This is a genomic window from Pseudoflavonifractor sp. HCP28S3_F10 (assembly GCF_052065415.1).
Lineage (GTDB): Bacteria > Bacillota > Clostridia > Oscillospirales > Oscillospiraceae > Pseudoflavonifractor_A.
The window spans coordinates 54,624-79,343 of record NZ_JBQHUB010000002.1 but is presented as its reverse complement, the minus strand read 5'-3'; the positions used below and the strand labels follow the sequence as shown (position 1 = coordinate 79,343).

22 protein-coding genes are annotated in these 24,720 nt (G+C 62.7%); all 22 read left to right on the top strand.

Annotated elements, in window-relative coordinates:
- Positions 1-17: 17 nt before the first annotated feature.
- The gene (locus ACTNBZ_RS01930) at positions 18-440 is read left to right on the top strand and encodes a SoxR reducing system RseC family protein (protein ID WP_441207958.1); all 423 of its coding nucleotides are present in this window, start codon (positions 18-20) and stop codon (positions 438-440) included.
- Between the two features lie 2 nt (positions 441-442).
- Positions 443-1,318 carry a DUF5685 family protein gene (locus tag ACTNBZ_RS01925; RefSeq protein ID WP_441207957.1) on the top strand — a complete coding sequence of 292 codons (876 nt, stop codon included), beginning with the start codon at positions 443-445 and terminating at the stop codon, positions 1,316-1,318.
- Positions 1,315-1,923 carry a J domain-containing protein gene (locus ACTNBZ_RS01920; protein ID WP_441207956.1) on the top strand — a complete coding sequence of 203 codons (609 nt, stop codon included), beginning with the start codon at positions 1,315-1,317 and terminating at the stop codon, positions 1,921-1,923. Before ACTNBZ_RS01925 ends, ACTNBZ_RS01920 begins: the two co-directional genes overlap by 4 nt.
- Before the next feature lie 3 nt (positions 1,924-1,926).
- Complete coding sequence (locus ACTNBZ_RS01915) at positions 1,927-2,457, top strand: hypothetical protein (RefSeq protein ID WP_441207955.1); 531 nt, start codon at positions 1,927-1,929, stop codon at positions 2,455-2,457.
- A gap of 97 nt (positions 2,458-2,554) precedes the next feature.
- Complete coding sequence (locus ACTNBZ_RS01910; RefSeq protein WP_441207954.1) at positions 2,555-3,433, top strand: YicC/YloC family endoribonuclease; 879 nt, start codon at positions 2,555-2,557, stop codon at positions 3,431-3,433.
- 15 nt (positions 3,434-3,448) lie between these two features.
- Positions 3,449-3,718, top strand: a complete 270-nt coding sequence (remA, locus tag ACTNBZ_RS01905; protein ID WP_441207953.1) for an extracellular matrix/biofilm regulator RemA — start codon at positions 3,449-3,451, stop codon at positions 3,716-3,718.
- Positions 3,715-4,338, top strand: a complete 624-nt coding sequence (gmk, locus tag ACTNBZ_RS01900) for a guanylate kinase (protein ID WP_441207952.1) — start codon at positions 3,715-3,717, stop codon at positions 4,336-4,338. The genes remA and gmk overlap by 4 nt, the downstream gene beginning before the upstream one ends.
- Positions 4,339-4,380: 42 nt before the next feature.
- The gene (gene rpoZ, locus ACTNBZ_RS01895; RefSeq protein WP_441207951.1) at positions 4,381-4,578 is read left to right on the top strand and encodes a DNA-directed RNA polymerase subunit omega; all 198 of its coding nucleotides are present in this window, start codon (positions 4,381-4,383) and stop codon (positions 4,576-4,578) included.
- 80 nt (positions 4,579-4,658) lie between these two features.
- Positions 4,659-7,136: a replication restart helicase PriA gene (gene priA, locus ACTNBZ_RS01890; RefSeq protein WP_441207950.1), complete on the top strand. Its 2,478-nt coding sequence runs from the start codon at positions 4,659-4,661 to the stop codon at positions 7,134-7,136.
- A 12-nt stretch (positions 7,137-7,148) separates the two neighbouring features.
- A complete protein-coding gene (gene def, locus ACTNBZ_RS01885; RefSeq protein WP_441207949.1) occupies positions 7,149-7,634 on the top strand; it encodes a peptide deformylase in 486 nt (161 codons plus the stop codon).
- A 3-nt stretch (positions 7,635-7,637) separates the two neighbouring features.
- Positions 7,638-8,558 (top strand): methionyl-tRNA formyltransferase, encoded by a 921-nt coding sequence (gene fmt, locus ACTNBZ_RS01880; RefSeq protein ID WP_441207948.1) that lies wholly within the window; start codon positions 7,638-7,640, stop codon positions 8,556-8,558.
- A 40-nt stretch (positions 8,559-8,598) separates the two neighbouring features.
- Positions 8,599-9,291, top strand: a complete 693-nt coding sequence (locus ACTNBZ_RS01875) for a zinc metallopeptidase (protein ID WP_441207947.1) — start codon at positions 8,599-8,601, stop codon at positions 9,289-9,291.
- A complete protein-coding gene (rsmB, locus tag ACTNBZ_RS01870) occupies positions 9,291-10,613 on the top strand; it encodes a 16S rRNA (cytosine(967)-C(5))-methyltransferase RsmB (protein WP_441207946.1) in 1,323 nt (440 codons plus the stop codon). Before ACTNBZ_RS01875 ends, rsmB begins: the two co-directional genes overlap by 1 nt.
- Positions 10,614-10,651: 38 nt before the next feature.
- Positions 10,652-11,683: a 23S rRNA (adenine(2503)-C(2))-methyltransferase RlmN gene (gene rlmN, locus ACTNBZ_RS01865; RefSeq protein ID WP_441207945.1), complete on the top strand. Its 1,032-nt coding sequence runs from the start codon at positions 10,652-10,654 to the stop codon at positions 11,681-11,683.
- An 80-nt stretch (positions 11,684-11,763) separates the two neighbouring features.
- Positions 11,764-12,495, top strand: a complete 732-nt coding sequence (locus tag ACTNBZ_RS01860; protein ID WP_441207944.1) for a Stp1/IreP family PP2C-type Ser/Thr phosphatase — start codon at positions 11,764-11,766, stop codon at positions 12,493-12,495.
- Positions 12,496-12,510: 15 nt separating this feature from the next.
- A complete protein-coding gene (pknB, locus tag ACTNBZ_RS01855; RefSeq protein WP_441207943.1) occupies positions 12,511-14,631 on the top strand; it encodes a Stk1 family PASTA domain-containing Ser/Thr kinase in 2,121 nt (706 codons plus the stop codon).
- Between the two features lie 4 nt (positions 14,632-14,635).
- Positions 14,636-15,517, top strand: coding sequence for a ribosome small subunit-dependent GTPase A (rsgA, locus tag ACTNBZ_RS01850; RefSeq protein WP_441207942.1), 882 nt, complete (start codon positions 14,636-14,638; stop codon positions 15,515-15,517).
- Positions 15,502-16,173 carry a thiamine diphosphokinase gene (locus tag ACTNBZ_RS01845; protein WP_441207941.1) on the top strand — a complete coding sequence of 224 codons (672 nt, stop codon included), beginning with the start codon at positions 15,502-15,504 and terminating at the stop codon, positions 16,171-16,173. The genes rsgA and ACTNBZ_RS01845 overlap by 16 nt, the downstream gene beginning before the upstream one ends.
- A gap of 85 nt (positions 16,174-16,258) precedes the next feature.
- The gene (locus ACTNBZ_RS01840; RefSeq protein WP_441207940.1) at positions 16,259-16,426 is read left to right on the top strand and encodes a hypothetical protein; all 168 of its coding nucleotides are present in this window, start codon (positions 16,259-16,261) and stop codon (positions 16,424-16,426) included.
- 222 nt (positions 16,427-16,648) lie between these two features.
- The gene (locus ACTNBZ_RS01835; protein WP_441207939.1) at positions 16,649-18,178 is read left to right on the top strand and encodes a DUF3794 and LysM peptidoglycan-binding domain-containing protein; all 1,530 of its coding nucleotides are present in this window, start codon (positions 16,649-16,651) and stop codon (positions 18,176-18,178) included.
- 146 nt (positions 18,179-18,324) lie between these two features.
- Positions 18,325-19,668, top strand: coding sequence for a stage IV sporulation protein A (spoIVA, locus tag ACTNBZ_RS01830; protein WP_441207938.1), 1,344 nt, complete (start codon positions 18,325-18,327; stop codon positions 19,666-19,668).
- 277 nt (positions 19,669-19,945) lie between these two features.
- Positions 19,946-24,691 carry an S-layer homology domain-containing protein gene (locus ACTNBZ_RS01825; protein ID WP_441207937.1) on the top strand — a complete coding sequence of 1,582 codons (4,746 nt, stop codon included), beginning with the start codon at positions 19,946-19,948 and terminating at the stop codon, positions 24,689-24,691.
- Positions 24,692-24,720: the final 29 nt, after the last annotated feature.

Here is a 24,720-nt window from a genome sequence, read left to right as displayed (position 1 = left end):
CGGTACACCAGGTGTTTATGGAACACACCGCAAAAGTAAACAGACTGATCAATACCCAAGTAGCCCAGATCGCGGTACAGCGCAAGAGTGCCTGTGGGCATGACTGCTCCAAATGCGGCGGCTGCAGTGAGATGCTGGTCCAGATGGAGGTGAAGGCCGCTGCGTCCAATTATGTGGGCGCGGTGCCCGGTGACCTGGTACGGGTGGAGAGCGAATCCAGCCAGATCCTGGGGATCGCCGCGGTGGTCTATATGGTGCCGCTACTTCTCTTTTTCGTACTCTATTTCATCGGGCAGTACCTGGCCCATACCGACAGTATCGCTGTGGCCCTGGGCGTCCTGGGCTTTGCCATGGGCGTGGCCCTGGCCGTGTTCGTCAACGGCGTGGTCAAGCGCCGCCGTCTGACTTCCTTCCGCATCACCGACGTCCTGAAACCCTGACCATGTTCGGATATGTGAGACCGGTGCGTGACGAGCTGAAGGTGAAGGAGTGGAAGTACTACCGGGCGGCCTACTGCGGCGTGTGCGACGCCATGGGGCGGCGCATGGGACTGATGGCCCGGATGTTCCTCAATTATGACTTCACCTTTCTGGCCATGTTGCTGCTGCCGCCGGACCCCCGGCCGGAGCTGTCCCGGTGCCGCTGCCCGGCCCGGCTGTGGTGCCGGAAGCGGGACTGCACCGCCGTCCACCCGGGTATGGATCTGGCGGCTGATGAAAGCGTAATCCTGACCTATTGGAAGCTGCGGGACGGCATTTTGGACGGAAGCTTCTGGAAACGGCAGGGTGCCCGCCTGCTGGTCCTGCTGCTCACCCCCGCTTACCGGCGGGCTGCCCGGGCCCGGCCCGAATACGCCCGCACGGTGGAGGACTGCCTTGCCCGGCTCCACCAGTTGGAGGAAGAGAACTGTCCCTCTCTGGACCGGCCGGCCGACGCCTTTGCCTGTCTCCTCAGCGCCGCCGCCCCGGCCACCGGGAACAGCGGACGGGACCGGGCTGTGGAACAGCTTCTCTACCATGTGGGACGCTGGATCTATCTGGTGGACGCCTGGGACGATCTGGAGGAGGATCTGGAGCAGGGGAACTACAACCCGGTGGCCGCCCGCTTTCCAGATGGGGCAGCGGCGCACCGGGAGGATGTGCTTACCACGCTGCGCCACTCCCGCAATCTGGCCGGCTCCGCTCTGGAGCTGCTGGACCGGGGCGCCTGGCGGGGTGTTCTCGAAAATATCATCTATCTGGGCCTTCCGGCGGTGGAACGCATGGTATTTGACGGCTGCTGGAAGAAAATGAAGCATAACAGGAGAATGGACCTATGACCGATCCTTACCAGGTGCTGGGCGTGGACCCCAGCGCCAGCGACGCCGAGGTGAAAAAAGCCTACCGGGAGCTGGCCCGCAAATACCACCCCGACAACTATCAGAACAACCCTCTGGCTGATCTGGCAGAGGAGAAGATGAAGCAGATCAACGAGGCCTATGACCAGATCACCAAGCAGCGCGCCGGGGGCCGTACCGGCGGCGCCTCCTACCAGACGGGCGGGCAGAGCGCCGGCTATACCCGGCAGCAGAGCTATTCCGGCGGCGGCAGCGTGTATCAGCAGGCCCGTCAGGCCATCAACCTGGGGGATCTGGGCCGGGCTGAACAGCTTTTACGGACGGCCCCTGCCCAGAACGGCGAGTGGCATTTTCTGATGGGCAGCATCGCCTACCGCAAGGGCTGGTTGGACGAGGCCATGCAGCACTACCAGATGGCCTGCCGGCTGGACCCCACCAACGGCGAATACCGTCAGGCCCTGGCCATGATGCAGAACGGCGGACAGGCCTACCGCCCCTATGCCACTTACGGCGGCGCGGATTCCTGCGACTGCTGCACCAGCCTGCTCTGCCTCAACTGCCTGTGCGGCGGCTGCGGGGGGTATTGATCCGTGTCCCGCGTATCGTCCGGAGGGACCGGAAGGACCGCCCTGACTGCGGTGCTTGCGGCTTTGTCGTTGGCCCTCCTGTATCTGGCCGCTGCCGCTCCTTCCGGGCGGCTGGGTCTTACCGCCCTGGCCGGGCTGGTGCCGGCCGCGGCAGTGGTCTCCTGCGGCGGGCCCCGCTCCGGTCTGCTCTGCTGCGCCGCAGCCGGAGTTCTGGGACTCCTGCTCTTGCCCAACAAGAGCTGCGCGGTGCTCTATCTGCTCTTCTTCGGGCCCTATTCCGTGGTGAAATCCCTGGCCGAACGCCTTCGCTCCCGGTGGGCGGGCCTTTTCTGCAAGCTGGGCTTTTTCAATCTGGCGCTGACGGTGCTCTGGTTCGGCCTTCGGGGCCTGATCGCTCCCATGCTGCCGGGGGCGCTGGACCGGAGCTGGCTGGTATATCTGGCCGGAAACCTGGTGTTTGTGCTTTACGACGCCGGGTTTTCACAGGTGATCGCGTTCTATATCGCGCGGATCGACCGCAACCTTCGGAAATGATCCCTTTTCAAACAGGAAAAAGCATGGTATAATAATTAGATGACCTCGGTCTGAAGATGGTTCAGACCTATTCTGAAGAGAAATGAGGGGACGCTCTTTGATCAAGAGTATGACCGGCTACGGCAGGGGAGAAGCTGTACTCCACGGCCGCGCCATCACGGTGGAGCTGCGCTCGGTGAACAACCGCTATCTGGACTGCACCGTCAAACTGCCCCGCATCTACGTATTTGCGGAGGACGCGATCAAAAGCATGGTTCAGGCCCACATCTCCCGGGGAAAGGTGGATGTGTTCGTCTCCATCGGTCCGTCGGAAAACGGGGATGTGAGCATCTCGCTCAACCGGCCTATGGCAGACGGATACTATAACGCCCTGTGTGCTCTGCGGGACGCCTACGGCCTGAAGGATGATATCTCGGTTTCCGTGCTCTCCCGGTTCCCTGACGTGTTCCTGGTGGAAAAGACCCAGGAGGACCTGGAAGTCATGTCCGGAGACATCTGCTCCGTGTTGGAGATGGCCCTACAGGATTTTGACGCCATGCGCCTCCGGGAAGGCGAGAAGCTGGTACAGGATGTGCGCAGCCGTGCCGCCGTGATCGCAGGGCTCACCGGCAAGGTGGAGGAGCGCGCCCCCGGCATTGTGGCCGACTACCGTGCCCGGCTGGAGGCCAAGATGACCGAGGTGCTCCAGAACACCCAGATCGATGCAAGCCGTATCCTCACGGAGGCGGCCATCTTTGCCGACAAGGTGGCGGTGGACGAGGAGACCGTCCGTCTGCGCAGCCACCTGTCCCAGCTGGAGCATATGCTCGCCGGCGGCGGCCCCGTGGGCCGGAAGCTGGATTTCCTGATCCAGGAGTTCAACCGGGAGGCCAACACCATCGGCTCCAAATGCAGCGATATCGAGACCGCCCGCTATGTGGTGGACATCAAGGGCGAGATCGAAAAGATCCGCGAGCAGATCCAGAATATTGAGTGATCCGGAGGCTGCAGGATGAAACTGATCAATATCGGCTTTGGCAATATGGTCTCCGCCGGCCGGCTCATCGCCATTGTCAGCCCGGAGTCGGCCCCCATCAAGCGCATGGTGCAGGAGGCCAGGGACCGGGGCTGTCTGGTGGACGCCACCTATGGCCGCCGGACCCGTGCGGTGCTCATCATGGACAGCGACCACATCGTGCTCTCGGCTCTTCAGCCTGAGACCGTGGCGGGCCGCCTTGCCGGAAAAGAGCTCCCGCCGGAGCCGGAGGAGGAACTGGAATGATACGAAAGAAAAAGACCAAGGGCCAGCTCATCGTGCTCTCCGGACCGTCCGGCGTGGGCAAAAGCACCGTGATCGCCGAGCTGCTCAGCGAGCGGAGCGACATCTATTTCTCGGTCTCCTTTACCACCCGGCAGCCCCGGGTAGGCGAGGCCCACGGTGTGAATTACAATTTTGTCTCCCGGGAGGAGTTTGAAGGCATGATCGCCCGGGACGAACTTCTGGAATATACTGAGTATGTCAGCAATTACTATGGCACGTCGCTGAAAGTCATTCAGGACAAGCTGAATGCCGGTATCGACGTGCTGCTGGACATCGAGGTCCAGGGCGCGGCCACCGTCCGGTCAAAATGCCCTGACGCGGTGCTCATCTTCATCATCCCGCCCTCTTTTGAGGAGCTCTCCCGCCGTCTCCACCGCCGGGCCACCGACCAGGAGGACGTGATCCAGGGCCGGCTGCAGAAGGCCCGGGAAGAGTACCGGCAGATTCCCAACTACGACTACATGGTGGTCAACGATAAGGTGTCCGAGGCGGCGGCCGAGATCATCTCCATCCTGACCGCTGAGAGCTGCCGCACCCGCAACCGTATCCATCTGGTCAGCGACGTGTACAGCGAAGTGTAAACAAATCCATTCGATTTTGAACAGAAGGAGCCTGATTGCTTTATGATGCTCGATCCTCCCATGAATAAGCTGCTTGAACAGATCCCCAGCCGCTATATGCTGGTCAACGTGGTGGCCCAGCGGGCCCGACAGATCGCCAGCGACGCGGAGATGAATGAGATCTCCCTGGACGACAAGCCCGTGACCCTGGCCATTCGTGAGGTGGCCGAGGGTAAGGCTGTTGTGCAGGCGGAGGAATAAACAGGAGAACGAAACGAAGGGCAAGCGCCGGGGCAACCGCCCTGACGCTTGCCTTTTCCGGGATTTTAGGAGGCAGGCGGATGGAGCGATACAGACTGGCCCGGGTGGCCCTCTCGGCGGCGACCTACGCCATCGACAAGCCCTATACCTACCTTGTTCCGGAAGAACTCTGCTCCACGCTGTCCGCCGGGATGCGGATAGTGGTCCCCTTTGGGGCCGGTAACCGCCGCACCGAGGGCCTGGTGCTCTCGGTGGAGGAGGCCCAGTCATTGCCTCCCAAATGCAAACCAGTGCTGACCCAGCTGGACGAGCACCCGGTGCTGGATCGGGAGGGGGTCCAGCTGGCCCTGTGGATGCGGGAGCGGTATTTCTGCACCGTGTACGACGCCGCCCGGGCCATGCTGCCTGCCGGGCTCTATTTTTCTCTTCAGGACAGCTGGTGCCTGGCACCCGGTGTGGACCGGGAGCGGGCCTATGAGGCCGCTGGCCGCTCTGAGATCGCAAAGTCACTGGTGGAAATGATCCTGGCCGGTGGGGGAAGGGCGGAGGTAGGGCATATCCGCTCCGCCTTCGGCACCCGCGATCCCAACCCGGCGCTGAAAATGCTCCGGGACCAGGGCATCCTGACCCTGGAGACCAGTGCTTCACGGGGCGTGGGGGACAAGACCGAACAGGTGGCCTCCCTGGCCGTTCCGCCGGAGGACGCCATGGCCCAGGTGGCACCCCGCCGCCGCTCGGCTCCCATGCGCTACGCCGTCATCGAACTGCTCTCCGCCATCGGAGAGGCGTCCTCCAAGGAGCTGTGCTATTTCACCGGAGCCTCCCAGGCCACCCTGCGCTCGCTGGAGAAGAGCGGACTCATCACCCTGGAGCGGCGGGAGGTCTTTCGCCGGGTGACAGCCGAGCCGGCGGAGCCGGCCGGCCCGGTGGTGCTTAATCAGGAACAGCAGTCCGCCTTTGAGGGGCTGGACGCTCTGGCCCGGCAGGAAAAGCCCGCCGCCGCCCTGCTTTACGGTGTCACCGGCAGCGGCAAAACCCAGGTCTATATCCGCCTGATCCAGTCCGCCTTGGACCGGGGAAAGAGCGCCATGGTGCTGGTGCCCGAGATCGCTCTGACGCCCCAGCTGCTCCATATCTTCACCGCCCACTTCGGGGACGCCATCGCCGTGCTCCACAGCTCGCTGCGGGCCGGAGAACGCTACGACGAGTGGAAGCGGGTGCGCTCCGGCCGGGCCAGGGTGGTCATCGGCACCCGGTCCGCCGTATTCGCACCCCTGCGGAACCCCGGGCTCTTCATTCTGGATGAGGAGCAGGAGGGAAGCTATAAATCAGAGAACGTCCCAAAGTACCACGCCAGGGACGTGGCAAAATACCGCTGTACCCAGCACGGCGCATTGCTGGTTCTGGGATCGGCCACCCCTTCGGTGGAAACCATGTATCAGGCCCGCAGCGGGGTCTATCATCTCTTTACCCTGTCCCACCGCTACAACGAGCGTCCGCTGCCCCAGGTCACCATCGCCGATTTGCGGGAGGAGCTGCGCTCCGGCAACGGCGGCTCCCTGAGCCGTCCCCTCCGCCGGGCGCTGGAAGAAAATCTGGAACGGGGGGAGCAGAGCATCCTGTTCCTCAACCGCCGGGGAGCCAGCCGGATGCTCTCCTGCGGGGAGTGCGGCCAGGTGCCCACCTGCCCCCGGTGCTCGGTCTATCTCACCTACCACTCGGCCAACGGGCGGCTCATGTGCCATTACTGCGGCCACTCGGAAAAGGCGCCGGGGGCCTGTCCCTCCTGCGGCGGCGTACTCAATTTTATCGGCACCGGCACCCAGCGGGTGGAGGAGGAGCTGGAGGAGCAGTTCCCCGGAGTCAAAGTACTGCGGATGGACGCCGACACCGTCTCGGCCACCCACAGCCATGAGGACCTGCTCACCCGCTTTGAGAAAGAAAAGGTGCCCATTCTGGTGGGGACCCAGATGGTGGCCAAGGGACTGGACTTTGAGAACGTGACTTTGGTGGGTGTGATGGCCGCCGACCTCTCTCTCTATGTGGACGACTACCGCTCCGCCGAGCGGACCTTCTCCCTCATCACCCAGGTGGTGGGAAGGGCAGGCCGTGGCGGCAAGAAGGGCCGTGCCGTCATCCAGACCTATACGCCGGATAACGACGTGATCACCGCTGCCGCCCGGCAGGACTACGACGCCTTTTACGCCCAGGAGATCGAGCTGCGGCGGATGCGGGGCTGCCCGCCCTTCCGGGACCTGTTCGTCATCACCGCCTCAGGTGGGGAGGAGAGCGCCGTGCTCCAGACCTGCATGCGGCTGCGCCGCAGTCTGGAGGACTGGCTCCGCCAGCCGGCCTACGGCGGATACGCTGTCCAGCTTCTGGGCCCCGCCCCCGCCGCTGTGGCCAAGATCAACAACCGCTACCGCTACCGCCTGACGCTGAGCGCGAAAAACGACAAGACCATGCGCGCCCTTGTGGGACACCTGCTGTGCTGCGCGCAGAACGATAAAAAAAACCGGGGCGTGTCCGTTTACGCGGACCTCAACCCCCTGGACTAGGAGGAAAGTATCATGGCACTGAGAAAGATCCTGACCGGCGAAGACCCTGTTCTGCATAAAGTCTGCCGCCCCTATACCGTATTTGACCAGCGGCTCTGGGATCTGCTGGACGACATGAAGGAGACCCTGGCCAACGCCAACGGCGCCGGTCTGGCCGCCCCCCAGGTGGGCATCCTGCGCCGTGCCGTCATTGTGGTGGACGGGAACGACGAGATGCTGGAGCTCATCAACCCCGAGCTGGTGTGGACCGACGGGGAGCAGGAGGGCTTTGAGGGCTGTCTCAGCGTCCCCGGCCGCTGGGGTGTGGTGAAGCGTCCCATGAGGGCCCGGGTCCGCGCCCAGGACCGCCACGGCAACTGGTTTGAGGCCGAGGGAGAGGAGATCGTGGCCCGCTGCTTCTGTCATGAGCTGGAGCATCTGGACGGCCACCTCTTTACCGAGCGCGCGGGACGGCTTTACACCAGCGAGGAGCTGGACGAACTGATGGAGCAGGAGTAAAACATGCGTATCGTTTTTATGGGCACCCCCGCATTTGCGGTGCCCTCTCTGGAAAAACTGATCGAAGCGGGCCACTCGGTGGTGGGCGTGTTCAGCCAGCCCGACAAGCCCAAAAACCGGGGGATGAAGCTCCTTCCCACTCCGGTGAAGGAGTGCGCCCTGGCCCACGGCGTCCCTGTGTTCCAGCCCACAAAGCTGCGGGACGGCACGGCGCTGGAGCAGATCCGTGCCCTGGACCCCGAGCTCATCGTGGTGGCGGCCTATGGCCGCATCCTGCCCGACGAGATTTTGAATTACCCGGCCAAGGGCTGCATCAACGTCCATTCGTCCCTGCTGCCCCGCTACCGGGGCGCGGCCCCCATCAACTGGGCCATTCTCAACGGGGATGAGGAGACCGGCGTCACCATCATGCACATGGCCCACGACCTGGACGCCGGCGACATCATCGACCAGGTCCGCACCCCCATCGACCCCGACGAGGACGCCGAGACCCTCTATGGCCGCCTGGCCGGCCTGGGCGGGGAGCTGCTGCTCCGGGTGGTGGAGGAACTGGGGGCAGGGACCGCCCGCCGTATCCCTCAGGACCCCGTTCAGGTCACTCTGGCCCCCATGCTGAGCCGGGAGCTCTCTCCCGTGGACTGGAGCCGCTCCGCCCGGCAGATCCACGATCAGGTCCGGGGTCTGTCCCCCTGGCCCGCCGCCACCACCGACGCCATCACCGGCGATACCATGAAGCTCTGCCGCACCCAGGTAACGGGGGAGACCACCTCCGCCCGGCCCGGCACAGTGGTGTCCGCCGGCAAGCAGGGCATCGACATTGCCTGCGGCGATGGTATTATCCTGCGCATCCTGGAGCTCCAGGCCGCCGGAAAAAAGCGGATGAGGGCTGCCGACTACCTGCGGGGCAATCCCCTGACCAGATAACGCGAATTTTCTCCCCCCCTGCGCCTGAAAGGAGGCCGCCATGTTCTACTATGATCCCTATTACTGGATGCTGCTGCTGCCCGCCATGGCCATTGCCGCCATCGCCCAGTGGAAGGTGAGCGCCACCTTCCGCCGCTATTCCGGGGTGCGCTCCGCACGGGGCTATACCGGGGCTCAGGCCGCCGAGGCTGTTCTGCGGGCCCACGGCGTGCGGGACGTGCGCATTGAGCGGGTGTCCGGCCATCTCACCGACCACTTTGACCCCCGCAGCAACACCATCCGCCTGTCCGACAGCGTGTACGGCTCGGCCAGCGTGGCCGCCATGGGAGTGGCCGCCCATGAGGCGGGCCACGCGGTGCAGTACGCCGTGGGGTACGGCCCCATCAAGCTCCGCAACGCCATTATCCCGGTGTGCAACCTGGGCTCCCAGCTCTCCATGATCTTCATCGTCCTGGGTATGATACTCTATATCCAGCCCCTCTTCGCCGTGGGCATCCTGCTCTTTTCCCTTGCCGTGGTGGTTCAGCTGGTCACCCTTCCGGTGGAATTCAACGCCTCCCGCCGGGCGCTCCAGACCCTGGAGAGCGCCCACCTGCTGGACGGCAGCGAGCTGGGCGGTGCGCGGAAAGTGCTCAGCGCCGCCGCCATGACCTATGTGGCCGCCCTGCTGGTGTCGGTGGCCCAGCTGCTGCGCTTCGTCCTGGCCTTTGCCGGGCGGCGGAGGGACGACTGATGAGCACCGGCAGGACAGCCCGGGAGGTGGCCCTTCTGGCTCTGGCCGCCTGTGAACAGCAGGGGGCCTGGTCGGACGGTTTCCTCAAAAAAGCCATCCGGGACGCGGGGCTGGACGGACGGGACGCGGGCCTGGCCACCCGGCTGTGCTTCGGCGTGCTGCAAAACCGGATGCTGCTGGACTTCCACCTCGCCGCCTTTTCCAAGGTTCCTCTGGAAAAGCTGGAGGTACGCATCCGCAATATCCTGCGGCTGGGGGCCTATCAGCTCCTGCTGCTGGACCGGGTGCCGGACAGCGCCGCCGTCAACGAATCGGTGAACCTGGCGCGGAAATACAGCAAAAATCCCCGGGCGGCCGGCATGGTCAACGCCGTGCTCCGCAATCTGGCCCGGAGCAGGGAGGACCTGCCCCAGCCGGCCGACCTGTCCACCCGTTTTTCCCATCCCGACTGGCTTGTAAAGGAATTTGACCTTGCACTGAACGGGGAGGGGACAGAGGCCCTTCTGGCCGCCGATAACGGCCAGCCCCCCACCATGGCCCAGGTCAACACCCTCCGGTACACGCCGGAACAGGTACTGGAAGCCCTCCGGGCCGGCGGCGTGGAAGCCCGGCCCCACCCCTGGCTGTCCGGCTGCCTGCTGCTCACCGGCACCGGCGATCTGGAAGGACTGGCGGCCTTCCGGGACGGGGCCTTTTACATTCAGGACGGCGCGGCCCGGCTGGCCGTGCTGGCCGCCGGACCGGAGCCGGGGATGCGGGTGCTGGACGCCTGCGCCGCCCCCGGCGGCAAATCCTTCGCCGCCGCCATCGCCATGGAAAACAGAGGCGAGATCTGGTCCTGCGATATCCACCCCCACAAGGAAACCCTCATCCGGGCCGGAGCCAGGCGGCTGGGCCTGGATATCATCCATACCGCCGTTCAGGACGGAAAGGCCCGCCGGGCCGGGTGGGAGGAGTCCTTCGATCTGGTCATCGCCGACGTGCCCTGTTCCGGCCTTGGCATCATCCGCAAAAAGCCGGATATCCGCTACAAGGACCCGGAACCCCTGGCGGCTCTGCCCGCCGTCCAATCCGCCATTCTGGATAATGTGGCAGGTTATGTGCGCCCCGGCGGCGTGCTGCTCTACTCCACCTGTACCCTGCTGGAGCGGGAGAACGGGGCGGTGGTGGACGGCTTCCTTGCAAAGCATTCTGACTTTACACTTGAGCCCTTTCAGCTGCCCGGCCCCTTCGGCACCGTAACGGAGGGCCGCATCACCCTGTGGCCCCATCTGCACGATACCGACGGATTTTACATGGCCCGGCTGAGAAAGCGGGGCTGAGCGGATGATATGAAGTCTCTGAAGCATGAGGTGAAGCAATGACCGACATCAAATCCATGGATCAGGCCGAGCTGACCGCTTTTCTGAAGGAGCTGGGCCAGCCCGCCTTTCGTACCAAGCAGGTATTCCAGTGGCTCCACCGGGGGGTCCGGTCCTTTGACGAGATGACCAACCTCTCCAAGGAGCTGCGGGAGACCCTGGCTCAAACCTGCGTGCTCACGCCGCCGGTGGTGGAGCGCAAGCAGGTCTCGGCCCAGGACGGCACCATCAAATATCTCTGGCGGCTTTCGGACGGAAACTGCATCGAAACGGTTCTGATGCGCTACAAACATGGGAATACTGTCTGTATCTCTTCCCAGGTGGGCTGCCGGATGGGGTGTGCCTTCTGCGCCTCCACGCTGGCGGGCAGGGTGCGCAACCTGACACCCGCCGAGATGGTGGACCAGGTGCTGTTCACCCAGCTGGATTCCGGGGTTCCCATCTCCAATATCGTGCTCATGGGCATCGGCGAGCCGCTGGACAATTTCGACACGGTGATGCGCTTTCTGGAGCTGGTGAACCACCCGGACGGACTGAACATCGGCATGCGGCACATCTCCCTGTCCACCTGCGGCCTGGTGGACAGGATCGACGAACTGGCCGACCGTCAGCTCCAGCTCACCCTGTCCGTGTCCCTCCACGCGCCTGACGACGAGACCCGCTCCAAGATCATGCCGGTGAACCGGAGTGTGGGAGTGGAGCGGCTGTTCCGAAGCTGCCGGCGCTATTTTGAAAAGACCGGGCGGCGCATCTCGTATGAGTACGCCATGATCGACGGCGTCAACGATTCCGACTGGCAGGCCGATCTGCTGGCCAGCCACCTGAAGGGCACTCCGGGCCATGTGAACCTCATCCCCCTCAACGAGGTGAAGGAGAGCCCCCTGCGGCCCAGCCGCCGGGTGGCAGCCTTCCAGAAGCGGCTGGAGTCCCACGGGATTACGGTGACCGTGCGGCGCAAGCTGGGCGGCGATATCGACGCCTCCTGCGGCCAGCTCCGGCGCAAACAGATGCTGGAACAGGGCCGTTCCTGACCGATCCAATACCCGGCTCCCGCTCCTCCCGCGCGGAGGGGGAGCATCCAAAATCAGCGCGGCAAAGAGGCTTTTCTGTTATGATAAGAGCATGGGGAATCACCGATAAAGGCTCGGTGAGACAACAAAATCAGGACGCCTATTATCTGGACGTCCTTTCCGATGACCTGGCAGTGGGCCTGGTCTGTGACGGGATGGGCGGCGCCCGGGCAGGCAATATCGCCAGCATGCTGGCGGTGGAGCAGTTCGTGGACACCCTCCAGCAGCTGCCGGAGGGGACTCCGGAGGACCCGGAAGCCCTGCTGGCCCGGGCCAGCGCCGGGGCCAACGAGGCGGTCTACCACCGGGCCCGGACCAACCCGGACTGCTCCGGCATGGGGACCACCATGGTGGCCGCGCTGGTCACCGGCGGCCGGGCCTATCTCCTGAACATCGGGGACAGCCGGGCTTACTACATCAGCGGCGACGGTATCCGCAGGATCACCCGGGACCACTCTCTGGTGGAGGATATGGTCCGGCGGGGCGATATCACACCGGAGGAGGCCCGCACCCATCCCCAGAAAAACCTGATCACCCGGGCGCTGGGCACCGAGGAGCAGGTACGGGCCGATTTCTACCGGCAGAGCGTGAAGCCGGGAGACTGGCTCCTGCTGTGCTCCGACGGGCTGTCCAATGTGGTGAGCGACCAGGAAATGCTCTATGAGGTCCTCCACGGCGGCCCTGCCGGGGAGTGCTGCCAGCGCCTGCTGGATATCACGCTGTCCCGCGGCGCGCCGGATAACGTCACCTGTGTCCTCTTTCAGTTTGAATAAGGGAGGGTAATGACTATGGATCGCTACATAGGAAAATTACTCGATAACCGATATGAGATCCTGGAGCGGATCGGCACCGGCGGTATGGCGGTGGTCTACAAGGCCCGCTGCCACCGGCTCAACCGCCTGGTGGCCATCAAAATCCTCAAAGAGGAGCTGGCCCAGGATGAGGAGTTCCGCCGCCGCTTCCACGATGAGTCCCAGGCCGTGGCCATGCTGTCCCACCCCAATATCATGGCGGTGTACGATGTCAGCACCTCCAACGGCGTAGATTATATTGTCATGGAGCTGCTGGACGGTATCACCCTCAAGCAGTATATGCAGAAAAAGGGCAACAAGCTGAGCTGGAAGGAAGCGCTGCACTTTATCATCCAGATCATGAAGGCCCTGTCCCATGCCCACAGCCGGGGGATCATCCACCGGGACATCAAGCCCCATAACATCATGGTCCTGCGGGACGGCAGCATTAAGGTGGCCGATTTCGGTATCGCCCGGCTCACCTCAGCCAACCAGAATACCATGACCCAGGAGGCTTTGGGTTCGGTCCACTATATCTCCCCGGAGCAGGCCAGAGGCAGCCATATCGATGCCCGTTCGGACATCTATTCCGCCGGTGTGGTGCTCTACGAGATGCTCACCGGCCGCCTGCCCTACGAGGGGGACTCTCCGGTGGCGGTGGCCATCCAGCACATCAATTCCATCCCCCTGTCTCCCCGGGAGCTGGAGCCCGACATCCCGGAGGCCCTGGAGGCCATCACGCTGAAGGCCATGGCCTCCGACGTGAACAAGCGCTATATCTCGGCCGACGCCATGCTGGAGGATCTGGAGGAATTCCGCAAAAACCCCAGTATCAACTTTGATCTGCCGGACGATCTCATTTCCGCGTCCGACGAGGTGGACGAGCCCACCCGTCCCATCGGCGCCAACACGCCCAGTGTGGCCACCGGCGGACGGCGGGTCTCCCAGCCGGACGCGGGCAGCGCCACCCGCCGTATCTCCCGGGAGGAGATCGAACAGGAGCAGCGGGAACGCTATCCGGAGGAGGGCCGGGAGCACGGCGGCAGGCGGGTGTCCCGTGAAGCGCCGCGGGAGGAAGAGGAGCGGTCCAATCCCTGGCCCATTGCGGCAGCAGTGGCCGCTATTCTGGTGTTTCTGGTGGGTATCGGCTATTTCCTTTATACCATCTTCCTGGGACCGCTGCTGCAGACACCGGAGGATATCAAAGTCCCCAATCTGCTGGGCTACACCCTGGAGGAGGCCAAAGCCCTGCCTGAGGTGAGCGAGCACGGCTTTATTATCCAGGAAGGGGAGCCCATCGACAGCGACACCTATCCCAAGGACACCATCGCCAAGCAGAGCCCCGAGGGGGACAAGACCGTCCGGGATAGCGATACCAACCGGACCATCACCGTGTATTTGAGCCTGGGCAGCGAGACGCCCAAAATGCCCGATCTGACCAAAACAGAACGGGCACTTGCAGAAGAGCAGCTCAAACGTTTTGAATTGGGACTCGATGTCAAATTCGAAGAAGAGGCCAGTGACGAGATTCCATCGGGCTATATCATCCGGCAGGAGCCCCGGGCCGATACCGACCTGACAGAGGGGCAGAGCGTCACCCTATGGGTGAGCACCGGGCCTGAGAATACCCCCATCACCATGCTCCCCTTCATCGGCCAGCCCTTTGAGCGGGCGGAAAAGCAGCTGCGGGAGTGGAAACTGGACGTGGAGATCAAGGAGGTCTTTGACGATACTGTCCAGGCCGGCTATGTCATTGACCAGACCATCCCCGCCGGTACCCAGGTACAGGAGGGAGCCAAGATCACGCTGACCGTCAGCAAGGGGCCCGAGCCCGAACCCACGCCGCCTCCCGCGGTGGAGCCCACGCCCACGCCCACACCGGGTACCCCCGACACCCCGGTAGTTCCTGTGACCCGGCATATCTCTATCGTGCTGCCCGATGACGGGCCCGATATGGTCCAGGTACGGATCCAGACCTCCGGCGGCACCATCCTCTATGACCAGCCGGTTGAGACCAAGCTGGGGGAGATCAGTCCATCTTTTTCCCTGACCCAGACCTCTGAGGTCTCGGTCTACATAGACGATGTATTCCAGTTCAGTAAGATAATCGAGGTATGAGCCCATGGCGGAAGGAACCATTCTGAAAGCGCTCAGCGGTTTCTATTATGTGGACACCGGCTCCGGCCTGGTCACCTGCCGGGCCAGGGGAAAATTCCGCCATAACCGGCAGACCCCACTTGTGGGGGACCGGGTGGCTATCACCGAGCTGGGGGACGGCACCGGCGCGCTGGACGCCATCCTGCCACGCAAAAATGAGTTTCAACGCCCGGCGGTGGCTAACATCGACCTGCTGGTGGTCATCGCCTCGGGGGCCACGCCGGTGACTGATCCTTTTCTCATCGACCGGGTGGTCTCCATCGCGGAAGGCCGGGACTGCGAGAGCGTCATCTGTTTCAACAAATGCGACCTGAATGACGCGGAGGAGCTCTTTCAGGTCTACCGCCGGGCGGGCTTCACCACCCTGCGGATGAGCGCCGAGACCGGCGAGGGGGTGGAGGACCTGCGCTGCGTCATTGCCGGCAAAGTGTGCGCCTTTACAGGCAACTCCGGTGTAGGTAAATCCAGCATTCTCAATGCCCTGGAGCCCGGCTTCGGCCTTCAGACCGGCGCCGTCAGCGAAAAGCTGGGTCGGGGCCGCCATACTACCCGCCACGTGGAGCTTTTCCGCCTGTCCAACGGGGCCATTGTGGCCGATACGCCGGGCTTTTCCTCCTTCGACACTGAGCTGATGGAGCTGCGCCGTCCGGAGGAGCTGCAGTACACGTTCCGGGAGTTCCGGCCCTACCTGGACCAGTGCCGCTTCCAGGGCTGCGCCCACGTGAAGGAAAAGGGCTGCGCCGTCCGCGCCGCCGTAAAAGAGGGCCGAATCGCCCCCAGCCGCCATGCGAGCTATGTGCGGCTCTATGAGCAGGCCAGGGAGGTGCCGGAATGGAAGCGGAAATGAACCGCCCGCTGCCCTTTGCCGTACAGGCGCTGGTCATGGGCTCGGTCCCCTGCGGAGACTGGAGCTTTCTGCGGGACTATCTGCCGCCGGAATGTCAGATCTTCTGCGCTGACGGCGGCGTGAAAAATGCCCTTGCCGCCGGACTTCGGCCCGACTTTGCCATCGGCGACTGGGACTCCGGCGGCGCTCCGGTGGAAGGCGTCCCCAGCGTCAGCCTGTCCCCGGAGAAGGACATGACCGATCTTCAGGCCGCCATGGACGCGGCCCTTCAGGCTGGACACACCCGGCTGCTCCTCTGCGGCTGCATGGGAGGGCCACGGCTGGACCACACCGCCTCCAACCTGGTCATTCTGGAGTGGCTGGCTTGCCGGGGCGGGCAGGGTATGATCCTGGACAGTGACAACGAGGTCCGGCTGCTGGAGGAGGAGATCGTGATCCTTGATAACACAGCCGGCCCTCGTTACCGCTATTTCTCCCTGGTCCCGCTGGACCGCCGGGTGTCCGGCGTGTTTCTGGAGGGAGCCCGGTATACTCTGCGCAACGCCGCTCTCGTCCGTGGGGACACCCTCTCGGTGAGTAACGAGCCCCTGGGCCCTGAGACCCGCATTCATGTGGGTGCGGGCCGGGTCCTGCTCATCCGCAGTCAGCGGCTGTGAACGCCCCCTGTCCAAGAAAAAAACGGAACCGACGGCCGCCTCCCGCGTATACTGGATTAGACAGTGACGAAGGGGGGCGGTCGTTTTGCCGTCTTGGCTGAACAAACGAAACCTGGGACTGGCGGCGGGGGCGGCAGGCACGCTGGCGCTGCTGCTCTTTCCCGGCAGTGTGATCACGCTGGGCATCGGTGCGGCGCTGGGCTACCGGGGCCGGGAGTGGATGGAACAGCTGGAAAGGAGTGTGGAGACGTGAAGATCGTGGTGGTCCGTTCCCCCAGGGCATTCCGGGGGCTGCTGCGTACCCTGTTCGGCCTGCGGTAGGGCGGGCGGTGATCCATAAGGACATGGGCGGAGCCGGGAGCGATCCGGCTCCGCCTGTGATTTTCTCCCCGGCAGGGCGCATATTTGCCCGGTCCGGGGACATATATTGTCCCAACAAGAAGGCGGCATGCCTTTCCAAAGGGAGTGGAACGCTATGGAGCTGGAATTGGAACAGACTCAATTGAGCGGCTATGAGGCTGTATTGGATACCACAGTCTTTCAGGAGGAGACACTGGAGATGATCGTTCCCGACGCCTGTCCGGATATCCTGAATATCGTGGATACCGAAGGCTGGGCGGAGCTGGGGAGCCGCGAGGCCATGGAGGGCCGGGCAGAGGTATCCGGCACCGTCCGGGCCGCGGTACTTTATCTGCCTGACGGTGCGGATGGAATGCGGCGTCTGGAGGTAGCGATCCCCTTTGCCTGCGCGATGGAGGAACGGCGGGTCAACGGCCGGTGCGGCGTCACCGCCGTTCCCCGGGTGGAGTGGGCCGAGACCCGGGTCCTGAATCCCCGAAAAGTTCTGGTACGGGTCAGTCTGGCGGTGGACGTTCAGGCATATGCGCCGCTGGAGGACAATGTAAGCTCCGCCGTAGTCTGCCCGCCCGAGTACGGCGTGGAGCAGCTCTCAGAGACCTGCCGCAGCTATGGAGTAGTCTGCGTCCAGGAAAAGCCCTTTACGTTCTCCGATGACATTTCCCTCCCCGGGAACCGGCCCGAGGCCGCTGAGCTGCTCAAGCAGCGTCTCTCCCTGGTGTGCAGCGAATCCAAGGTGATCGGCAATAAGCTCATTTTCAAAGGGAGCGCCAACCTGCAGATTTTTTACCGCAGCACGGACAACAGCCTCTGTGACAGCTCCTTTGAGCTGCCCTTCTCCCAGATCATGGAGGTCAGCGGGGCGGGGGAGGAGTGCGACTGCACGCTGGACGTGGTGTCTGCCGGAACCCAGTGCGCGTTGGAGTCCGGCGACGGCCGGACCATCCATGTCAGTCTGGAGCTGCTGGCTCAGTCCGTCCTGCGGGAGGAGCGGAGCTTCCAGGTCCTTACTGATCTTTACAGCACCGCCTATGCCCTGGAGGCAGCCGCCGCCCCCCGCCGGATGGACCGTCTCGTGGACTGCAGCGCCAAGACACTGGCACTCCGAGAGGTACTGGAGGACGTCGGGATGGCCGACCGTATTCTGGACGCCTATGCCTCCATCGGCCGGGTGACCCAGAGCAGGGAGGGCGGCAAGCTGACCCTGGAGGCCGAGGCCGTAGTCACTGCGGTATACCAGCGGGAGAACGGCGAGATTGGCTGTGCCGCCCGCCGTTTCCGGATGCCCTGCGTTCTGGAGCTGCCGGCCGGATGTACCTGCTCATGCCGCTGCCGCTGCCCGGAGCCCGTGTTTGCCTCCCCCACCACCGGCGGGATCGAGGTGCGGCTGCCGGTGGAGTTCCGGTATCTGGCCCTGCGGCAGGAGGAGGTCCGAGGCGTGGCCTCCGCATCTCTGAACACGGAGGCGCCCAGAGGCGGCGAGGACCAGCCTTCCATCGTACTGCGCATGGTGGAGCGGGGCGAGCGGCTGTGGGATATCGCCAAGTGCTACGGCACCACCGCCGCTGAAATCCGTCGGGCCAATGCGCTGGAGGAAAATGCCGCGCCGGATGGACAGCTTCTCCTCATTCCACGTAAACGCGCCTGAACAGGGAGCCGCGGTCCTGTGCTGGGGGACCGCGGCTCCCTCAGGTTGCTGTCATAAATTACAGCTTATCCCCATAGCTATATAGCGAAAACGACCGGCTCTCAGGGCATCGGAATGGCCATGCCCGGCCGAAGGAGGAATTGCAGTTGGAAGAGCGCAAGATCTATGAGGATATCGCCCTGCGTACCGAGGGAGATATCTACATCGGTGTGGTTGGGCCGGTGCGGACAGGGAAGTCTACCTTTATCAAGCGGTTCATGGAGACCATGGTCATCCCCAACATCGACAATGTATACCGCCGCGAACGGGCCAGGGATGAGCTGCCCCAGAGCGGCTCGGGCAGGACAATCATGACTGCCGAGCCCAAATTCGTTCCCGAGGAGGCCGTGGAGGTCACCATGGAAAACGGAGCCGCCTTCTCTGTGCGGCTCATCGACTGCGTGGGCTATATGGTCCCGGGGGCTACCGGCCAGTTTGAGGATGACAGCCCCCGGATGGTCACCACACCCTGGTTCGACTATGAGATCCCCATGACCGAGGCCGCCGAGATCGGCACCCGCAAGGTCATCGCAGAGCACTCCACCATCGGCATCGTCATCACCACCGACGGCACCATCACCGATATCCCCCGGGAGGACTATTTAGAGGCGGAGGAGAGAGTCATCTCCGAGCTGAAGGAACTGGGGAAACCCTTCCTGGTGGTGCTCAATTCGGCCTACCCCAATTCGGAGCGGGCCCAGGCCATCCGGGCCGACCTGTCCTCCCGCTACGATGTGACCTGCGTGGCAGCCAACTGCCTGGAGCTGGATGAGGACGATGTGACCGGCATCATCAAAGGTGTACTCTATGAGTTCCCCGTGAAAGAACTGGATCTGTTCCTGCCGCCCTGGGTGGACGCGCTGGGCTATGACCATCCCATCAAAAGCGGACTGTACGCCGCCATCCGGGAGGGTGCCGAGGGAATGCGCCGCATCCGGGACGTGGAACAGGCGGTCACCGCCATTGGCGGCTGCGAGAACGTCAGCAGCGCACGTATCACCAACATCAGCCTGGGCACCGGCCTGGCCTGCGCCACTTTGGAACTGCCCCGCAGCCTGTTCTATGATACCATCTCCCAGCAGTCCGGCTTCCTCATCCACGATGACGGGGATCTGCTGGGCCTTCTGACCGAGCTTTCCCATGTCAAAAGTGAGTACGACAAGGTGGCCTCCGCTCTGGAGGATGTGAAGAGCACCGGGTACGGTATCGTAATCCCCGGCACCGACGAGCTGGTGCTGGAGGAACCCGAGATCGTCAAGCAGGGCGGGCGGTACGGTGTACGCCTCAAGGCCAGTGCCCCGTCCATCCATATTATATGTGGCAAAGAGAAGCTTAGAACTCGCCGGCAGGCAGAACGGAAGGCGTATGCGCCGCATGACTGGAAAAGAAGGCCCGGAAACTTTGTCTTGCAAACAGGGAATGACAATGATAAAATAGCGGCAAGTGAATAGAAGCGCGGTCCGTTTAAAGCGGAATGGGGTGAGATGCCCCGCGAGTGGGTCACTGTGATACCTTCCGGAAAGGTTAAGTCAGATACGTTGGGTCGCCTGAAGCGTCTGCCGTCACTGGGCGCTTTACCGCAATATGGTATTATTGCGCCCACACGGCTTTGTGTGGGCGCATTTTTGTCTGTAGGGACCCGTTTTTGCCGTAAAGGTCCATGGAAAAACACAGCGCTTTTACGCCTGAGGGCGATAAGATAAAATCTTTGATTGGGAGGAATCACGCATGAAAAAACGAATCTTGTCCCTGGTCCTGACACTGGTCATGCTTCTCGGCATGCTGCCAACCGCTGCCGCGCTGGCAGGAGATGACATAGAAGTCACGTTTAGTTTTGCCTATGGGGACGGATTTGAATTTGTTCCGCAGAAGATCCAGGTCCGGGCCGGTCTGGCTGCAAGCTACGGCATCGGACAGGAATCAGCCGAACCCACTGTGCTGGATGCCATCGTTGCTGCGCACGAGATCAAATACGGCGAAGATTTTACTGCCGCCACAGCTGATACCTACCTTGACAGCAGCTTGACAACAGTATTTCAGCATGAAGGCTATTATGCCGGCCACGCGATCAACGCGGGCTACAGCAGCGATTATGCTTCTCAGGCCGTATTGCACAGCGGCGATTATGTGGACACCTTCGTCTATGAGGACAGCGCGTGGAGCGACCATTTTTCTTACTTTACCCAGGACGAAGAGATCATTCACAGCCTGAACATACAGGCGTCTGACACGGTCACCGGGACTGTTTCCGGATTCAACTATATGATGAACGGCACGCCTCAGCCCCTCTCCGGCCTGACCGTCAGCGTGCTGGATACGGACGGTTCCGTCGTGACTGCCAGTGCCGCGGTCACAGATAAAGACGGCAGTTTTGATCTGACCATCGATGAGGTGGGGGATTACCTGCTTGCTGCCTCCGGTACTGCCAACGGCAGCCGTGTGATCCCGGCCTGGTGCATGGTCCATGTGGCTGCCGCGCTGACGGAAGAAGAGGCCGCGGCGGCAGTAGCGGCAGATAAGGAGGCCCTGAACGTCGCTTACACCGATGGACAGGATCTGGAGCTGCCCACCCGGGGAGCCAGCGGGAAAACGTCCATCACCTGGTCCTCCAGCGACGAGTCCGTGATTTCCAAGTCCGGCGTTGTGACCAAGCAGACGGAGGAAAAGCAGGTTACGCTGACCGCCGCCGTTCAATGTGGAACTGCCAGCGGGACGAGGGAGTTTCCGATTACTGTCCCTGCTCTGAATGACGGGGAACTTACACAGCGTTTGGCAGCGGCGAAGAGCGCGCTGAACGGGCTGAATGCTTTGGACCCCGTGGAATACAGCGGCGGCAGCGGCGGAATGTACAGCTATGAATCCGTTGCTGTCGATACCAATATCGTTACCAAGGCGCAGCAGGTGGTACGTGCTGCCGCTCCCGGCGTCTCTGTGGCGCTCAGCAGCAGTTTCAGCGGTAACGAGTATATTTCGACTGATGGAACCATCACATACCCCAGCGGGTATACGAAAGGCACTGTCAATGATCTGCCGTTTGTGCTGACGTTGGGTTCCAAGCAGGAAAATGTCAGTGTCAGCGGAATCGTGATCCCAACCCACGACACCACAAAGGCTGAGGCCATTGCGGAAAAAATGGCCGAGGTGACCGAGACGGTCATCCTCAATGGACAGGAAAAAGAGCAGGTCACCGGAACACTGAAGCTGCCTGTGGGCAGCAGCTACGGTCTCGCAATTACCTGGACGTCCGACAACGCGGCGATCACCATTGACAGAGGGACCAGCTCTTCCACCGGCCAGCTGCACACCATTACGCGCCCCGTCCTGGGCCAGCCGGATGCATCAGTCACCCTTACCGCCACGTTCGACTATTCGGACATGGCGAAAAACTACGGGCTGTGTGACGCAGGTCCCATGCCCAGCGGGAACACCAAGACTTTCACTGTAACGGTCCCCGCCTATACCCAGGCCGAGGCCGACGCGGCCAAAGCTGCGCTGGCGGAAGCCCTGGAAACCATCACCGCTGACAAGATCACCGCCTATGACGCGCAGACGAACACCGATACCGGTGCAGCCGCCGATCTGGCCAATGTGGTCTATGACCTGCACCTGTATGACTTCAAGAGCAGCGACCAGTATTGGAAAGACGGCATGCGCCTGAGCTGGTCCACCACCAACTCCGCCATCACCGTCAAAACCCTGCGTGCCAAGGTGACCCGCCCGGTGGGCGGAAGCGATGCGTCCGGCAAGCTGACGGTGACGGCGACCCTAAATGGCGTGAGCGCTTCCAAGGACTTTGAGGTGACCGTCAAGGCCGTGACCGCCGCCGAGGTGATGCACAACATCGCCGCCAAATACGCCAAAAACGGTATCGCCGGCGACAGCAACTATCCCTGGCTGGCGGCGGATCTGGCGGCCTATGCCCAGGCGTTCCCCGACACCGCCAACAGACTGACTCAGGAGCAGATCCAGGCTGTGCTGGACAAGCTGATCAGTGCGGCCGACAAGGCGTCCGCTCCCGGCGATCTGGCCAAGTATATTGTTGCCCTCCGTGCCCTGGGATATGACGCCAGGAAGGTGGTCACCGACAACGCCCGGGAGCTGGACGTGGTGAAAAAGCTCACCGATCTGGTAGACGCCCAGGCGACAAGTGTTTCCAATCCATACACGCTGCCCTATGTGATCATCGCCCTTCAGCAGGGGACCGGCTATGCCACTCAGGCGGAGATGGATTGGCTGATCCAGAAAGCCATTGAGTGCAAGGCGGATTGGCAGAATACTCAGTGGGGCCCTGATGCCGCCACGCCCATGGTCCTGGCGCTGTCTCCTTACTACAACAGCAATGAACAGGTCAAAACAGCTGTGGACGAAGCACTTACCGCCATCGCCGGTACGCAGAGCGAGAGCGGCGCCCTTGCGGGCTACGGCGGAGACAGCGCGGCTTCCACCGGTCTTGCCATGGCGGCCTACGCCGCCATGGGGCAGACCGGTCCCGTGAAGAACGGGAAGAGCCTGTCTGACGGTCTGATGACTCTGGTGGATCCCACTCTGGACGGCTTTGATGCCGGAGGATACGGCACCTTCAACACGGAACAGAGCTTCCGTGGTCTGGCGGGCATGGCTAAAAACGGACGGGTCTACGATTTCGCCGCGATGCCCATGAACACCGCCGAGGCCACCCTGGCCACCGGCTGTCCGGTGGAGTTCCGGGTGGTGCCCGAGAGTGCTTCCGTGGTGGTCAAACAGGGAGATGAGGTCCAGGCGGCCAATTCCGGTGCCAAGTATTATCTGGCCGCCGGCGATTATACCTACACCGTCAGCAAGAGCGGCTATGTGTCCGCAAGCGGCAGCTTTACCGTGTCCGCCGATGACGCGGCGAAGCATACCGCCAAGACCATCCCTGTTTCTCTGGCCGTACAGCCCGCCCCCGAGGCCAAGGACATCTCGGTCACCGTCAAGGTGCTGACCCATGACGGCGCCGTCTGCGGCGGCAAGTACACTTATAAATACAACGCTTCCGCCTATACCACGGTGCTGGCTGAAGAGACGGTGGCCATCAAGGCCGGACAGAGCGTGTTTGAGGCCCTGCAGCAGACCCTGGCGGCGGATAATGTGCCCTACACGGAGAAAAGCTTTGGTTATATCGACTCCATCGGCGGTATTTCGGAGCTCGACCATAACAGCGCCAATTCCGGATGGCTGTATATGGTGAACGGCGTTGTCGTGAAGGCCGGATGCCGGGATCAGAAGCTCCAATCCAACGCCACTGTCATCTGGTTTTTCAGCGATGATTATACCAGTGAATACGGCTCCGAAGAGTGGAGCGGCGGAACTGCCGGTACAGCCGGCGAGAGCGGCTCCGCTGTTATAAAGCCCCAGGCCACGGCCGACAGTAAGGGCAATGCCACAGCCAGGGTGGAGGAAAAGGCCGTTGCCGAGGCCCTGAAGCAGGCCGGGAAGGATGACAGCATCGACACCATTGCGGTGGCCCCTGTTATCAAGGGTGAGGCCGCCAAGATCACGGTGGAGCTGCCCAAGACCGCGGTGGAGGATATTGCCGGGAGCGGCGGACTGAAGCTGACAGTGGATACGTCTGCCGCCGGTGTGACCATTTCCAGCCAGGCACTGGCCGAATTGGCGGCCCGAAACGGCAGCACGGTGTCCGTCTCGGTGGAGACCGTGAAGGATGAAACCGGCGGCACCAACGGCGAGATCCGGATCGACATTGCTGTGGACGATGTCAGTGTAAAAAGCGTCAGCGGCGGCATCGCCGTGACCATCCCCGCCTCTTCCGGGAACAGCGGCAAAGTACTGGCACTGGTCCATGAGGACGGCACTGAGATCATCCTCAGAAAGTCCGTCACAGAAAAGGACGGCAGTTATAAAGCGCTGCTGTCCGGCTCTGCCACGGTGAAGCTGGTGACCAACGACAAGGTGTTTTCCGATGTGGCAGGCCACTGGGGCGAGGCATCTATTCAGTTTGCCGCCTCCCATGAGCTGTTCAGTGGTACCGGCGGCGGCAGGTTCTCTCCCGACGGCGAGATGAGCCGCGCCATGCTGGTGGCTGTCCTGTACCGTCTGGAGGATGCCGAAGCAGGGAAAGATGTCCCGTTCCATGACGTGCCGCGGGATTCCTGGTACAGTGATCCTGTATCCTGGGCCGCAGCCACCGGTATCGTCAGCGGCACCGGAAACGGAGCGTTTGAACCGGAGCAGTATATTACCCGGGAACAGCTGGCCGCCATTCTCTTCCGCTATGCGGATCACATCGGCATGGATACCGGCGTCAGGGGCGGCCTGACCGGCTTCCAGGACAGCGGCAAGATCTCCGGTTGGGCTTCCGACGCCATGAAGTGGGCTGTGGGCTCCGGTCTCATGAGCGGTAAGGGCGGCGGCGTCATCGATCCGTCCGGCACCGCTTCCCGGGCCGAAGTGGCTGCTGTCTGCCAGCGCCTTATCACCCTTATGGTGCAATAGCTTCACTTGGCGAGTCGCCGCGCCGGCGG

What these genes read in the sequence shown, in the direction of transcription:
- ACTNBZ_RS01920 (WP_441207956.1), top strand. Translation starts at nt 1,315, where the DNA reads ATGACCGATCCTTACCAGGTGCTGGGCGTGGACCCCAGCGCCAGCGAC.
- ACTNBZ_RS01825 (WP_441207937.1), top strand. Translation starts at nt 19,946, where the DNA reads ATGAAAAAACGAATCTTGTCCCTGGTCCTGACACTGGTCATGCTTCTC.
- pknB (WP_441207943.1), top strand. Translation starts at nt 12,511, where the DNA reads ATGGATCGCTACATAGGAAAATTACTCGATAACCGATATGAGATCCTG.
- rlmN (WP_441207945.1), top strand. Translation starts at nt 10,652, where the DNA reads ATGACCGACATCAAATCCATGGATCAGGCCGAGCTGACCGCTTTTCTG.
- ACTNBZ_RS01930 (WP_441207958.1), top strand. Translation starts at nt 18, where the DNA reads ATGGAACACACCGCAAAAGTAAACAGACTGATCAATACCCAAGTAGCC.
- priA (WP_441207950.1), top strand. Translation starts at nt 4,659, where the DNA reads ATGGAGCGATACAGACTGGCCCGGGTGGCCCTCTCGGCGGCGACCTAC.
- remA (WP_441207953.1), top strand. Translation starts at nt 3,449, where the DNA reads ATGAAACTGATCAATATCGGCTTTGGCAATATGGTCTCCGCCGGCCGG.
- fmt (WP_441207948.1), top strand. Translation starts at nt 7,638, where the DNA reads ATGCGTATCGTTTTTATGGGCACCCCCGCATTTGCGGTGCCCTCTCTG.
- ACTNBZ_RS01875 (WP_441207947.1), top strand. Translation starts at nt 8,599, where the DNA reads ATGTTCTACTATGATCCCTATTACTGGATGCTGCTGCTGCCCGCCATG.
- ACTNBZ_RS01835 (WP_441207939.1), top strand. Translation starts at nt 16,649, where the DNA reads ATGGAGCTGGAATTGGAACAGACTCAATTGAGCGGCTATGAGGCTGTA.
- rsgA (WP_441207942.1), top strand. Translation starts at nt 14,636, where the DNA reads ATGGCGGAAGGAACCATTCTGAAAGCGCTCAGCGGTTTCTATTATGTG.
- ACTNBZ_RS01860 (WP_441207944.1), top strand. Translation starts at nt 11,764, where the DNA reads ATGATAAGAGCATGGGGAATCACCGATAAAGGCTCGGTGAGACAACAA.
- ACTNBZ_RS01925 (WP_441207957.1), top strand. Translation starts at nt 443, where the DNA reads ATGTTCGGATATGTGAGACCGGTGCGTGACGAGCTGAAGGTGAAGGAG.
- gmk (WP_441207952.1), top strand. Translation starts at nt 3,715, where the DNA reads ATGATACGAAAGAAAAAGACCAAGGGCCAGCTCATCGTGCTCTCCGGA.
- def (WP_441207949.1), top strand. Translation starts at nt 7,149, where the DNA reads ATGGCACTGAGAAAGATCCTGACCGGCGAAGACCCTGTTCTGCATAAA.
- ACTNBZ_RS01845 (WP_441207941.1), top strand. Translation starts at nt 15,502, where the DNA reads ATGGAAGCGGAAATGAACCGCCCGCTGCCCTTTGCCGTACAGGCGCTG.
- rsmB (WP_441207946.1), top strand. Translation starts at nt 9,291, where the DNA reads ATGAGCACCGGCAGGACAGCCCGGGAGGTGGCCCTTCTGGCTCTGGCC.
- rpoZ (WP_441207951.1), top strand. Translation starts at nt 4,381, where the DNA reads ATGATGCTCGATCCTCCCATGAATAAGCTGCTTGAACAGATCCCCAGC.